We start from the raw sequence: 12,643 nt of genomic DNA on the forward strand, positions 1-12,643 counted from the left end.
CGGCGGCCAGCGCCAGCACCTCGGACACCTCGGCGATCCCGCCCAGCGCCTCGCGGACCGGGCGGCCCAGCGCCGTGGTGTGCCCGCGTGCCTCGTGCCGGCAGAAGTACGCCAGCTCGCAGGCGGCCAGGCACTCCGGCGCGTAGCGGGCCGCCACGGTGGACAGCGCGGCGACCAGGGTGGCGGGGTCGGCGGTCAGGTCGGCGGTGAAGTCCGCCGGCACGTCGGCGAGCAGGGCGTCGATCCGGGCCATCCGGTCGAGCTGGCGGCGCAGCACCAGCAGTTGCTTGCGGACGTCGAGCAGGCTGGCCACCGGCCGGTTGGCGAAGTCGCGCGGGCAGACCAGCACCACGTCGTGCGACACCTGCTCCGGGTCGTGTCCCTCGGCGGCGAGCAGCTCGCGCAGCGCCAGCACGTAGACGGCGGACTGGATGGCGGCGGCGGCGACCTTCGCCGGGTCGGCCTGTCCGTCGATCACCGGGAAGGACTTGATCTCCACGACGTGGAACCGGCCGGCGAGCCGGGCGGCGACCAGGTCCGGTTCCAGGTGCACCCGCTGGCCGGCGACGTCCAGGCCGAGCAGCGGGTGGTCGAACAGCGCGGCGCCCTCGCCCGGGTCGGTCAGCGCCGCCCGGGACCGCTCGTGCCGGTCCGGCAGGTCGTCGGCGCCGCCGAGGTCCGTCCAGCTCGCCCCCGCCGGCACCGGTACGCCCAGCCGCTCGGCGACCAACCGCAGCAGTTCCACCCCGCCGTCGGCCTTAACCTGCGCCTCGAACGCGTTGCCCCGGGTGATGGCGAAGCGGGACTGGCCGAACCGGGCCGGGAAGCCGATCCGCTCGGCCAGTTTCGGCTTGTCCACCCCCGCGCTGTCCAGCACCGCCCGCCGGGTGCAGCCCGGGTTGCCGGTCAGCGCGGCGATGGTCCGGGCGTTGTGCCGGCGGGGCGGCACCCCGCCGCGGATGTCGGCCAGTCGCCGCGCGCTGCTCGTCATGATCCGTCAGGATAGGCGCTCTCCGCTTGTGCGACCGAGAGCGCGCCGCGGCGGACCAGCACGGCGGTGGCCACCGCGGCCGCGAGGGCCAGCCCGGCCAGTGACCAGAGCACCGTACGCAGGCCGCCGGTGAACCCCGGGTCGGCGAGCCGGCCGGCGGTGGTGCTGGCCAGCACCGCCCCCACCACGGCGATGGCGACGGTCTCGCTGGTCAACCGGGCCGTGTTGATCATCCCGGCGCCGGTCGCCGCGCGGGCCGGCGCGACGCTCCCGATCGCGATCGCGTCGAGCAGCCCGATGGAGAGCCCCACCCCGACGCCGATGGTCAGCAGCGGCCCGGCCAGCGTCGCCGTGTCCGCGTCCGGGCCGAGCACGGTGGCCCAGGCCGCGCCGGCAGCGACCACCACCACGGAGACGACGGTGACCGCGGTGGCCGGGACCAGCCGGGTCAACGCCCCGCCGAGCAGCGGCAGCACCAGGGTGGGCGCGGTCAGCAGGATCATCGTCGCGCCCGCCGCGCCGGGGCTGAGCCCGACCACCGTGGTCAGGTACGACGGCAGGTAGACCAGCAGCGGCACCAGCACCGCGACGATGGTGGCGGCCGCCAGGCAGATGCCGAGGAACCGGGGGCTCGCCAGCAGGGCCAGGTCGAACATCGGGTCGGCGCGGCGGCGTTCCACCCGGACGAAGACCACCAGCAGCGCGGCCGCCGCCGCGAACGCGCCGACGATCGCCGGGGCTCCCCAGCCGTACGCGGGGCCCTGCACGAAACCGAAGATGAGCAGCAGCAGCGCACCGGTGAACGAGACGGTGCCCGCCCAGTCGACCCGTCCCGGGTGCGGCTGGCGGGACTCCGGCAGCAGCGGCACCAGGGCCAGGACCGCGCAGGCGGCCAGCGCCGGGGCGGCGAACACCGCCCGCCAGCCGAAGCCCTCGATGAGCAGGCCCGCGATCGACGGGCCGAAGGCCAGGCCGACGCCGATCGCCGTACCGAAGAGACCGAACGCGCGGGCCCGGGCACGGCCGGTGAACGCCCCGGCGAGCAGGGCGGAGGCGCTGGTCGCCGCGGCGGCCGCGCCGACGCCGGCGAGGGCCCGGGCGACGTCGAGCAGCACGATGCCGTCGGCGACCGTGGCGAGCAGCCCACCGGCGGCGAAGACCGCGACACCGAGGGCGTAGACCCGGCGGCGACCGAACAGGTCGGCCAGCGCGCCGGTGGCGAGCATGAAGCTGGCGAAGGTGGCGTTGTAGCCGTTCACCACCCACTGGACGCCGGCCAGCCCGGCGTGCAGGTCCCGGCCGATGTCGGGCAGCGCGACGGACGCGCGGTCAGCGAGACCGGGAGCGCGACGGTGGACAGCAGGACGGTCACCAGCACGACGGCCGGGTGATTGCGCACGGTTCTCCCCGTTCGGACGGCGGCCCCAGCGTAGTTCGCACAGGTCGGAGCGGGGTCCGTACCGGGTTGAAGATCACACGCCGGTCAGCGGCCGGCGGAGCGGTTCCAGGGCGAGCGGGGTGACTCGGCGCGGCCGAGGGCCGGCTGCGGCGGCTGCGCCGACGGCCGGGCGTGCACGGCGGCCGGGAGACGGTGTGCACCGGGGCGGCGGCCGGGACGACCGGCTGCCGGCCGATCAGCCAGCAGAGGAAACGGGCCATGGTCAGCCGACCGGGAGGTGCTGCGCCTCGGCACGGGCGATGTCGTACTCGGCGCCGCAGAAGGTGCACTGCTGGGTGTACCGGGTCCGCACCGGGATCAGCGGGATGAAGAAGAGGGTGAACTTGGTGGCCCGGCGGGTGATCACCTGCGCGGCCTGGTTGCCGCAGTTGCGGCAGACCTGGGTGACGACACCGGACCGGTCGACCTTGGTACGAAGTCCGAAGATGAAGAACATCGTCCGGCAGTACCCAGCCGGACCGGGAATATCACCACCGAAGATTTCTGGTAGGCAGGTGTCCGGATCCACTCGTGCCGTTCGTCAGGCTTTTGCAACCACGACACGGAGGAGCGCACCGATGAAGTACCTGATGTTCGTCTGCACCGACACCGAGCCGGACACCGACCCGACCGCCGCCCCCGGCATCGAGGAGTGGGTGGCCGAGCGGGACGGCAAGGGCCAGCGGGTGCTGGGCAGCGTGCTGGGGCCGGCGTCCGCGGCCACCACGGTCCGGGTCCGCGACGGCGAACTGCTCCTCACCGACGGCCCGTTCGCCGAGACCAAGGAGGTGATCGTGGGCTTCGACCTGCTGGAGTGCGCCGACCTGGACGAGGCGATCGAGGTGGCCCGCGCCCACCCGATGGCGTACAGCGGCCGGCTGGAGCTGCGGCCCCTCGTGGACCTGGCCTGACCGGATGGGAGATGTGGCCGGAGCCGTCGCCGAAGCGGGCGCCGAGGCGTACCCGCGGATCGTGGCGACACTGATCCGCGTCACCGGCGGCTGGACGCTCGCCGAGGACTGCGCCCAGGAGGCGCTGGCCACGGCGCTGGAACGCTGGCCGCGCGACGGCGTACCGGCGAATCCGGGCGGCTGGCTGATGACGGCGCCCGGAACCGGGCCGTGGACGTGCTGCGCCGGGCCAGCGTCGAACGCCGCAAGCTGCGCGAGCTGGCGCGGCTCACCGACCCGGAGCCGGCGTCGCCCGAGGCGGAGGGGGACGTGGTGGACGACCGGCTCCGGCTCATCTTCACCTGCTGCCACCCGGCGCTGGCCCTGGAGGCCCGGGTCGCGTTGACGCTGCGCACTGTGGCCGGGGTGCCGACCGCCGACATCGCCCGCGCCTTCCTGGTCACCGAGTCCACCATGACCCGCCGGATCACCCGGGCCAAGACGAAGATCGCCACCGCCGGCATCCCGTACCAGGTGCCGACCGGGCCCGCGCTGGTCGAGCGGCTGCCGGGCGTCCTGGCCGTGCTCTACCTGCTCTTCACCCGGGGGTACGACGCCGACGGCGAGCCCGCCTTCGCCGCGGAGGCGATCCGGCTGGCCCGGCTGCTCGACCGGCTGATGCCGGACCAGCCCGAGGTGGCCGCGCTGCTGGCGCTCTTCCTGCTGCACGAGTCCCGCCGGGCGGCCCGCCGCGACGCCGACGGCAACCTGCTCGCCCTGGACGTGCAGGACCGCTCCCGCTGGGACCACGCCGCCATCGCGGAGGGCCGGTCGCTGCTGGACCGGGCCGGCGACGGCCAGTACGCCCTCCAGGCCCGGATCGCCCTCTGCCACGCCACCGCGCCGACCGCCGCCGACACCGACTGGCCGGCCATCGCCGGCTGGTACGACCGACTCGTGCGGCTCCGCCCGACCCCGGTGATCCAGCTCAACCGGGCGGTGGCCCACGGCTTCGCCTACGGCCCGACGGTCGGGCTGCGGCTGCTCGCCGAGGCCCGCGCGGGCGGTGCGCTCGACCGCTACCCGCCGGCGCTGACGGCGGAGGCCGAGTTCACCGCCCGAACGGGCGACCCGGTCCGGGCCGCCGCGCTGTTCCGGGCCGCCGCCGCGCTGGTGCAGTCCGCCGCCGAACGCAGGGCGCTGCTCAAGCGCGCCGACGACCTGACCGCCGGGGGCCAGTGACGGCACCGCCTCACGCCGGCGGGCGAGCCGTTTCCGCTCGGCCCGGCCTCCGCCTCAAGCAGAGCCCCAGCTGAAAGGGGGCCGACGGTCAGGCCCCCAGGAGTCCACCGTCCATGCCGGCGAACGCGTCGCCATGCACACCGAGGTCACCCGTGACGCCGCCAATGCCGTGCACGGTGCCCCCGAGGTCGCCGGTCACGCCACTGACACCGAGTCCGCCGACGTCGCCGGTCACACCGCCGGCCAGGCCCGTGACACCATGCACGGTGCCGCCGAGGTCGCCGGTCACGCCGCTGACATCCAGCCCGCCGACGGCACCGTCGAGAGTGCCACCGACGTCCCCGGTCACGCCGCCCGCCAGGCCCGTGACACCGTGCACGGTGCCCCCGACATCGCCGGTCACGCCACTGACACCCAGCCCGCCGACAGTGCCGTCGACAGTGCCGGTCGCGCCACTCAGGCTCACGCTGTCGAGGGTGGCGCCGACGTCGCCGGTCACGCCGGTGAGACCGAGTCCGCCGAGGGTGCTGTCGAGGGTACCGGTCACGCCGCTGAGCCCCAGTCCATCGACGGTGGCCCCCGCGCTGACGCCGAGGCTGTCTCCGGCGAGAACGGCCGTGAGGCCCTGAACCGGAAGGTAGTCGGCGACCAGCGGAACGGTGTCCTGCACGTCGGCCAGGGTCACGCCGTTGAGGCCCGCGTTGTCCAGCGCGCCTTGCGGGTCCGCCTCGTACGCCGCTCGGGCGTCGACGTTCGTGAGCAGGCCGAATACGAAGTCCTGCAGGCTCTGCGGCGACACCACTCCAGCGACTGCGCCCAGGTCGGCAGTCGACCCCGCAGTGGGGGCGGAATCCGCACTGGTGGTCGCGCTCGTATCGGCGGTCACCTCCGTGTTGCCGTTCCAATCGGCGGCAGAGGTCGAGTTCACGTCGGCGGTGGAATTGGTGCTGGCGCCTGCATTCATGTTGCCGGTCTCCTCGATAGGTGTTGTTGGCACGTGGTCTGGGACAAGATCGCCCGACCCGGGATCGACCGTAGGCCGAAACAGCGGTATCGGACATCGGGGGTGTACCCCAGCCTTATCGGGCCGGGTTAGGGCATGGCTGGCGTTTGGCGTTAGGGGAGTACGGGGTCTTGCGCCAAATCCCCCATCGTCAGTGCCTGCTACCGCTCCGAAGCCGCCCGGACCGGTGTCACCGGGACTTGATCAGCTCGGGGAGGTGGCGTCGCTGCCGGATGAACAGCACGATGGCCAGCACGGTGTAGGCGACGGCGATGACGTAGCGGATGTTCGGTGCGGGCAGCACGAACTGGACGGCGAACAGGCCGAACAGCAGGGTGGCTTCACTGCGGGTCAGTCGCAGGTCGGTCAGGACGGCCACGCCGAGCAGCGTCTGGGCGGTGGTGAGCACCAGTTCCTCGGTCTGCCGGGCGTCCAGCGGCAACCCGGCGAACTCTCCCCCGCCGAGGTAGTAGGCGACCGGCAGGCAGGCGATCAGCAGGGTCCACTGGTTGAGTTTCGCGGCCAGCAGTGCGCCCATGCCGTCGTCGGCGCGTCCGCGTAGGGCGAAGGTGATCGCGACGATGACCTCGGGTGCTTCGGAGGCGATCGGGGCCAGCCACTGGACGAGCAGGAACTCGTCGATGCCCAGCTCGGCGCCCGCGCCGACGAGGGCGTCGCCGAAGGGCTCGGTGGTCGCCAGGATGATCATCCCGGCGGCGACGAACAGTGCGGCGACGGTGCCACGGCGGCGGGTGGCCGGCTGAACCGCGATGGTGGCGGCCACGCCGGCCAGTTCTTCCTCGGCTTCCTCCTTGCCGCGGAGCCGCCACAGGTAGGCGGCGAACAGCCCGGCGAGCACCAGCGAGTCGTACCAGGCCAGCCGGCCGGTCAGCGGTATGACCAGGGCGTAGCTGGTCGCGACGGCGAGGAACAGGATCTCGGTGCGGCGGTGCGCCTGCAAGGTCACGGCGTTGCGTTCGCCGCGGACGCCGCGGTGGCGTACCGCGACGATCGCGAAGACGACCAGCAGCGGCCAGGCCACCCCGATGAGCAGGCGGTTCGCGCCGGTCATGTTCGCCGCGGCGTAGGCGGCGTACGCCGGGTCGTGACCGGCGGTGTAGGCGAAGAAGATGTCCACCGCATACTCGGGCAGGATCGCCATCAACGCCAGGATGGCCAGCGCGAGGCTGCCGGAGATGTCCACCCGCGCGGCCTCCGAGGCCCACATCAGCAGCGCCACCGAGGCGAGCACGGCGGCGCCGAAAACTGCCACCGCCGCCACCGGCGCCAACTCCACCCCGGCCAGCCGCATGATCACTGCCGGGGCGGCGACCGCCAGCGCGAGGGCGATACGAGCCCCGGCGCCCCGACCGGTGACGGTGGTCTCGACCTTAGCGCCCAACGCGGCCGCCGGCGGCGTCGGCGCGGTTGAGCGTCGGCCACCAGTCGAGACACAGGAAGTCCACTAACTCACCATGGCCCACTCCCGGGGCGCGGACGAGCCGGTCGAGCAGATTGGCGGCGCACCACCGGCGATGAACCCCAGGGCCGCCCGCTCGCCGGGCTCCACCGCCCAGGGAAGCACCAGGGCCGTGGCACCGTTTCCGCTGGTCACGGCCCTGGTTGCCGGGCGCGCCCGAAGGGACGGGAACCCCTGGCCTGCTGATCCGTGGTCAGCTTGTCGCGTCAGCCGTCGGCATCTCGACCGAGAGCCAGATCGGCTGCCAGTCCGCCATCTCGTGGTAGCGGCGCAGCTCGGCCAGCCCGGCGACCGACCCGCTCCACGCCGCGTACGGGGGGTTGCCCTCGTCGAAGCCGCTCTGCACGAAGGTCAGCTTGGTCTTCCCGCCGGACTCGGCCAGCTCCCAGGTGCTGACGCCGACCGGTCCCCAGTCGACGGACATCTTCCGGCCGGGCTCCAGGTCGACCACCTTGGCGGCGTGGCCGGCCTCGAAGCCGCCCATGGCGTACCGGCCGCCGACCCAGGGTTCGATGCCGATCGGGTACCCGAACCAGGCGCTGGCCTGCGCCGAGTCGGTCAGCGACTCCCACACCCGGTCCACCGGCGCGGCGATGGTCAGCTCGCCGCGCAGGTCGGCGGAGGTGAAGTCGGTGCGCGGCAGCAGCGCCCGGCCCTCCAGGTGGGCGGCCAGGTTGGCGATCCCCAGGGCCCAGTAGGTCTGCAGGACGCCGCGGATACTGCTGCCGCTCATCGCCTCGGCGAAGTCGAAGTGGCTCTGCCGCAGGGTGAGGACGGTGCTCTCGCCCTCGGGCGTCAGCTCGAACTCGGTGGTGGTCTCCACCCCGTCGAGCAACCAGGCGAAGCGCAGTATGTGCTCGTCGACGTGGAGCAGCCGCTGGTGCGGCGCGTCGCCCTCGGGCGTGAAGCGGCCCCAGAACGCGTACCGCCGGGGCAGCTCGACCTCGGCGTGCTCGGCCAGCCAGACGCGCAGCTCGGCCGGGTCGGTCAGGGCGTGGCGGACGGCCTCGGCCGGCGCGGCCAGGCGGGCCCGCACGGTCAGCAGGTCACTCATGGTTGTCGCCTTTCGGGTAGCAGGCCACGGCGAGCTTGAAGGCGTCCCCCTCGGCACCCCCGTAGCGCGTGAACAGGTCCTGCAGCGTCGACTGCAGGTCGTGCAGGAACTCCTGGCGGCGCTCGGTCGGCACCCGGATCTCGCCGGAGACGCCGATGGACGGCAGCTCCGGCGCGGTGCGGTCGAGCGCCGCGACGTCGGCCTGGACCTCCTCCATCAGGTCGAGCAGGTAGCCCAGGCTCAGCTCGTCCCGGGCCCGGCGCAGCCCGCCGATCCGCCCGACGAGCCGCGGCGAGAGCCAGTACGACCGGGCGGCGGCCTGGTAGATGCCCTCGCTGATGCCGCGCACCTTGCGGGTCGAGACCTGCTCGACCAGGCCGGCCGCCGCGAGCTGCTTGACGTGGTAGTAGACGCGCTGCGGGGTCTGCCCCAGCAGGGCGGCGACCTCGGTGCAGGTGCGTGGCTCGGCCAGTTGCCGCAGCACCTCCACGCGCTGCGGCTTGAGCAGGGCCTCGGCCTGCTCAATCTGCTCCAGGTACAGGACATCTCTCATGGCAAAATCAGTTTGTACGTACAAAACTTCTTTGTCAATAGGAATGACGAGAGGGGCGGCCGCGCGGCCGCCCCTCTCGTCAGATCGTCACGGCGTCCAGTCGGGGCGCAGCGGGTAGCCGTTGACGCCGTCCGGCCCGTTGTGGGTCGCGAGGACCTGGTGAAGCTGGATTCCGTTGCGCTCGAACGCCATCCGCGAACCGGCCATGTAGAGCCCCCACACCCGGGCCGTGCCGTGGCCCACCTCGCCGACGCAGAAGTCCCAGTGCTCCACCAGGTTGCGGCACCAGCCCGCCAGGGTCAGCGCGTAGTGCTGCCGCAGGTTCTCCTCGTGGTGCACCTCCAGCCCGGCGTCGTGGATCTCGCTGACCAGCCGGCCCGGCCCGGCCAGCTCGCCGTCCGGGAAGACGTACCGGTCGATGAACGCGCCGGAGCGGTGCGGGGCCCGGTTGTCCGCCCGGGTGATGCAGTGGTTGAGCAGCCGGCCGCCCGGCCGCAGCCGGTCCCGCAGGAAGCCGAAGTAGGCCGGGTAGTTGCGCACCCCGATGTGCTCGGTCAGCCCGATCGAGGAGACCGCGTCGAACTGCTCGCGCGGGGCGTCCCGGTAGTCCAGGTGCCGCACCTCGGCCAGCTCGCCCAGCCCCTCCCGCTCGATCGCCGCCTGCGCCCACTCCGCCTGCGCCCTCGACAGGGTCACCCCCAGCGCCTTCACGCCGTACTCCCGGGCGGCGTGCCGCACCATGCCGCCCCAGCCGCAGCCGACGTCCAGCAGCCGCATCCCCGGCTTCAGCGCCAGCTTGTTCGCGACCAGGTCGTACTTGGCCTGCTGCGCCTGCTCCAGCGTGTCGTCCGGGCTGTGGAAGACCGCGCAGGTGTACGTCATGGACGGGCCGAGCACCTTCTCGTAGAAGGCGTTCGAGACGTCGTAGTGGTGGGAGATCGCCGTGCTGTCCCGGGTGCGGGAGTGCCGCAGCCCGTTCATCACCCGCTTCCAACGCGGCGACGCCTCCTGCGGCGGGGGCGGCGGCGGCATCAGCTTCTCCCAGCCGAGCCCCCGGACCAGGGCCAGCGCCTCCGCCACCGACGGCAACCGCAGCGGCATCTCGTCCTTGAGCACCCGCAGCGCCTCGTACGGGTCGCCCGGGTGGACGCCGTCCAGCCCCAGGTCGCCGCTGACGTACGCCCGGGCCATGCCCAGGTCACCCGGGGCGGTCAGCAGGTACGACAGGCCCCGCTCGGTGCGAATGGACAGGGTGATCCCGGCGTCGGCGGGGCCGACGGCGCTGCCGTCGTACCCGGTGACCCGGACCGGCAGCGCGCCGGTGGTGACCGCGCGGATCACGTCCGCCACGGTCGGGCTCGTGCGCCGGCCTCCCGCCGGCGGGCTGGACGGGGCGTTCGCCGCCCCCTGTTCACGGTCGATGAGGCTCATTGCCGTGCTACCGCCTTTTCATAGAGTCCGGTGAGCCGGTGGTCCGGGTCGTAACGGTCCTTCACCGCGCGCCAGGTCTCGCCGCCGTAGAGCCGGTCGAACGCCGCGCGGTCGTAGTACGCGTCCGAGTAGAGCGACTTGTGCCCGCCCGCCTCCGACACGGCGCGCTCGATCGCCCGGTTGACGTCGCCGTCGGCGGCGCCCTCAGCGATCGGCACGCTTCCCCAGAAGCCGATGTTCACATAGGTTTCGCCCGGTTGGAGGGGATACAGCGGCCAGGCCCGGGCGGATCCGGGGCCGGCCGGCTCCCGCAGCCGCAGCGGGCAGAGCCAGACCGGGGTCATCCCGACGTGCCGGGTGAACCAGCGCAGGAAGTCGGCGGTGCGGTCGAGCGGGATCTCCACGTCCTGCACCACCCGCTCCCGGGCCGGCCGGCCCGCCAGCGGTCGACCCGCGCGGCCACCTGGTGGCGGTGCTCCAGCCGGACCAGCCGGTGGTAGAAGTCGCTGCGCCGGTACCGGGCCGGCCAGAGCCGACGGACCACCGGGTGCTGCACCCCGAACGCCGCCGAGCACCAGAACCAGTCGGTGTCCCAGCGCCAGAGGTAGTCGTACGTGGTGAGGGCGTCCCGGGTGCGCCGGCGCAACGAGCGGTAGTAGATGTCCTGGCCGGTGTAGTCGCTGGGCCGCTCCGCGTCGTCGGTGAACGTCCCCAGCACCAGGTACGCCTCGCCGGGGCTGAACATCACCCCGTCCATCGCGTCGACCGGCTCGCCGGCCCACTCGCCCTTGGCGACCACGTCGCGGATCGCGTCGGTCAGCTCCTCCAGCCGGTTGAACCGGATGTTGCGCAGCGTCACGTACCGGCGGACCGGTTGCAGTTCGATGCGCAGCCGGGTGGCGTAGCCGAGGCTGCCCAGCGAGTTGGGGAAGGCCCGGAACAGGTCGGCGTGCTCGCCCTCCGGCCGGACGGTGAGGATCTCGCCCGTCCCGGTCAGCAGGTCCATCTCCCGCACCGACTCGTGCGGCAGGCCGTTGCGGAAGGAGGTGGACTCGATGCCCAGCCCGGTCACCGCGCCGCCGAGGGTGATGGTGCGCAACTGTGGCACCACCAGCGGCATCAGCCCGTGCGGCAGGGTCGCGTCGACCAGGTCCTCGTAGGTGCACATGCCCTGCACGTCGGCCGTGCGGGCGGCCGGGTCCACGGCGAGCACGCCGGTCAGGCCGCTGACGTCCAGCCCCGGGGCGCGGGGCGCGGACCTGGGCCGGAACAGGTTGGAGGTGCGTTTGGCCAGCCGTACGGGCTCGCCGGCGGGCACCGCGGCATACGACCGCCGCAGCGTGTCCACCGCCCGCTCATGATCACGGACAGCGTGCATGAGATCACATTACGCCCGACGCACCGGATCCGTGGGATGTCCACGGTGGCCATTTCGCGTCAGACATCCGACCATCGGGTTAGCGTTGCGGTCATGTCGTCCCCCGCGCTCGCCGCGCTCGACGCCGCCGCCCTGGCCTACCGGGTCATCCGGCACGGCCCGGTCACCAGCCTCGCGGAGGCCGCCGCCGCCCGCGGCGTCGCGGTCCCCGACGTGGTCAAGACGATCGTGGTACGCCGGGGCGAGGACGACCACCTGTTCGTGCTCACCCCCGGCGACCGGGTCGTCTCCTGGCAGAAGCTGCGGGCCCTGCTCGGGGTGAGCCGGCTGTCCATGCCGGACGCCGAGGCCGCCCGGGCCGCCACCGGCTACGAGCGCGGCACGATCACCCCGTTCGGCTCGACCACCGCCTGGCCGGTCGTCGCCGACGAGCGGCTGCGTGGCCGGGAGATCACGCTCGGCGCGGGCGAGCCCGGGGTGGCCGTCGCGGTGGACGCCGACGCGGCCGTCATGTGGCTGGGAGCCACGGTCGCCGACGTCACCGATCCCGAGCCCGCGCGCTGACCGCTGGCCGCCGGCGCGTGGGCGGCATAGCGTGGGCCCATGCCGAAAGCCGTCTGGAACGACCTGATCGTCGCGGAGAGCGACGACACCGTGGTGGTCGAGGACAACCACTACTTCCCCCGCGCGGCGCTGCGTGACGACCTGATCCGCGACTCCGCCACGCACACCGTCTGCCCGTGGAAGGGCACCGCCTCGTACTTCAGCCTGGAACACGACGGGAAGACCAGCGCCGACGCCGTCTGGTACTACCCGGACCCGAAACCGGAGGCGGCGATGGTGCGTGACCGGGTGGCCTTCTGGAAGGACGTCCGGGTCGTCGACTGAGTCACCCCGACACCGGGGCGGCTGGCCATCGGCGGTCGCGGTGGGTCAGGATGCCCCCATGTCCGACCCACACACCGACCCGCCCGGCACCGTGTACGGCGCGCGCCGCACGGCCCGCCCCGGCCTGCCGCGGGACCCGCTGCTGCGGATCGCGCTGGGGGTGGCGCTGGTGGGCGTACTGCTCGGGGCGTTCTTCGCCACCGGCGTGCTCGGCGGCGGCGACGACGAGCCGGTGCTGCCCGCGGCGGCCGCGCCCACCCCGCCGGCCGACGGGCCGACCGATGCGGCGCCGACC

General features: G+C 73.3%; 10 protein-coding genes and 4 pseudogenes. 5 read left to right on the forward strand and 9 right to left on the reverse strand.

Going from position 1 to position 12,643, the window contains the following annotated elements; translation table 11 throughout:
* From JNW87_RS25150 to JNW87_RS25160, 3 genes and pseudogenes are all read right to left on the reverse strand, one after another.
* Positions 1-991: hypothetical protein (locus tag JNW87_RS25150; RefSeq protein ID WP_238454514.1), on the reverse strand; the 991-nt coding region annotated here is incomplete at its 3' end.
* A pseudogene (locus JNW87_RS25155) lies at positions 988-2,390 on the reverse strand (MFS transporter). The pseudogene JNW87_RS25155 and the gene JNW87_RS25150, both read right to left, overlap by 4 nt.
* Before the next feature lie 262 nt (positions 2,391-2,652).
* Entirely contained in the window at positions 2,653-2,886 is a 234-nt protein-coding gene (locus tag JNW87_RS25160) for a zinc-ribbon domain-containing protein (protein ID WP_109801053.1), read from the reverse strand.
* Between the two features lie 121 nt (positions 2,887-3,007).
* Between JNW87_RS25160 and JNW87_RS25165 the strand changes: the two genes are divergently transcribed.
* Both JNW87_RS25165 and JNW87_RS25170 read left to right on the forward strand, forming a co-directional pair.
* Positions 3,008-3,340: a YciI family protein gene (locus tag JNW87_RS25165; RefSeq protein WP_375373538.1), complete on the forward strand. Its 333-nt coding sequence runs from the start codon at positions 3,008-3,010 to the stop codon at positions 3,338-3,340.
* Positions 3,341-3,344: 4 nt separating this feature from the next.
* Positions 3,345-4,561 (forward strand): annotated as a pseudogene (locus JNW87_RS25170) (RNA polymerase sigma factor).
* A gap of 88 nt (positions 4,562-4,649) precedes the next feature.
* On the opposite strand, the gene JNW87_RS25175 reads toward JNW87_RS25170, so the two are convergent.
* The 6 genes and pseudogenes from JNW87_RS25175 to JNW87_RS25200 form a co-directional block, all read right to left on the reverse strand.
* The gene (locus JNW87_RS25175) at positions 4,650-5,525 is read right to left on the reverse strand and encodes an IniB N-terminal domain-containing protein (protein ID WP_238454515.1); all 876 of its coding nucleotides are present in this window, start codon (positions 5,523-5,525) and stop codon (positions 4,650-4,652) included.
* 229 nt (positions 5,526-5,754) lie between these two features.
* Positions 5,755-6,966, reverse strand: a complete 1,212-nt coding sequence (locus JNW87_RS25180) for a sodium:proton exchanger (protein WP_109801049.1) — start codon at positions 6,964-6,966, stop codon at positions 5,755-5,757.
* Between the two features lie 271 nt (positions 6,967-7,237).
* Positions 7,238-8,098 (reverse strand): SRPBCC family protein, encoded by an 861-nt coding sequence (locus JNW87_RS25185; RefSeq protein ID WP_238454516.1) that lies wholly within the window; start codon positions 8,096-8,098, stop codon positions 7,238-7,240.
* Positions 8,091-8,651: a helix-turn-helix domain-containing protein gene (locus JNW87_RS25190; RefSeq protein WP_238454517.1), complete on the reverse strand. Its 561-nt coding sequence runs from the start codon at positions 8,649-8,651 to the stop codon at positions 8,091-8,093. The genes JNW87_RS25185 and JNW87_RS25190 overlap by 8 nt, the downstream gene beginning before the upstream one ends.
* 87 nt (positions 8,652-8,738) lie before the next feature.
* Positions 8,739-10,082: a class I SAM-dependent methyltransferase gene (locus tag JNW87_RS25195; protein ID WP_238454518.1), complete on the reverse strand. Its 1,344-nt coding sequence runs from the start codon at positions 10,080-10,082 to the stop codon at positions 8,739-8,741.
* Positions 10,079-11,460 (reverse strand): annotated as a pseudogene (locus JNW87_RS25200) (FAD-binding oxidoreductase). Before JNW87_RS25200 ends, JNW87_RS25195 begins: the two are co-directional and overlap by 4 nt.
* Before the next feature lie 93 nt (positions 11,461-11,553).
* On the opposite strand from JNW87_RS25200, the gene JNW87_RS25205 reads away from it, so the two are divergent.
* The 3 genes and pseudogenes from JNW87_RS25205 to JNW87_RS25215 form a co-directional block, all read left to right on the forward strand.
* Positions 11,554-12,024 (forward strand): aminoacyl-tRNA deacylase, encoded by a 471-nt coding sequence (locus JNW87_RS25205; RefSeq protein WP_238454519.1) that lies wholly within the window; start codon positions 11,554-11,556, stop codon positions 12,022-12,024.
* A 39-nt stretch (positions 12,025-12,063) separates the two neighbouring features.
* Positions 12,064-12,348, forward strand: coding sequence for a DUF427 domain-containing protein (locus JNW87_RS25210; protein WP_238454520.1), 285 nt, complete (start codon positions 12,064-12,066; stop codon positions 12,346-12,348).
* Positions 12,349-12,406: 58 nt separating this feature from the next.
* Positions 12,407-12,643: pseudogene (locus tag JNW87_RS25215) on the forward strand (hypothetical protein); the annotation flags it as partial.

Origin of the sequence: Micromonospora sp. ATA51, from assembly GCF_016802855.1 — a bacterium.
Lineage (GTDB): Bacteria > Actinomycetota > Actinomycetes > Mycobacteriales > Micromonosporaceae > Micromonospora > Micromonospora sicca.

Coding starts and splice junctions, on each gene's coding strand:
- JNW87_RS25160 (WP_109801053.1), bottom strand. CDS start 2,886: ATGTTCTTCATCTTCGGACTTCGTACCAAGGTCGACCGGTCCGGTGTC.
- JNW87_RS25165 (WP_375373538.1), top strand. CDS start 3,008: ATGAAGTACCTGATGTTCGTCTGCACCGACACCGAGCCGGACACCGAC.
- JNW87_RS25175 (WP_238454515.1), bottom strand. CDS start 5,525: ATGAATGCAGGCGCCAGCACCAATTCCACCGCCGACGTGAACTCGACC.
- JNW87_RS25185 (WP_238454516.1), bottom strand. CDS start 8,098: ATGAGTGACCTGCTGACCGTGCGGGCCCGCCTGGCCGCGCCGGCCGAG.
- JNW87_RS25190 (WP_238454517.1), bottom strand. CDS start 8,651: ATGAGAGATGTCCTGTACCTGGAGCAGATTGAGCAGGCCGAGGCCCTG.
- JNW87_RS25195 (WP_238454518.1), bottom strand. CDS start 10,082: ATGAGCCTCATCGACCGTGAACAGGGGGCGGCGAACGCCCCGTCCAGC.
- JNW87_RS25205 (WP_238454519.1), top strand. CDS start 11,554: ATGTCGTCCCCCGCGCTCGCCGCGCTCGACGCCGCCGCCCTGGCCTAC.
- JNW87_RS25210 (WP_238454520.1), top strand. CDS start 12,064: ATGCCGAAAGCCGTCTGGAACGACCTGATCGTCGCGGAGAGCGACGAC.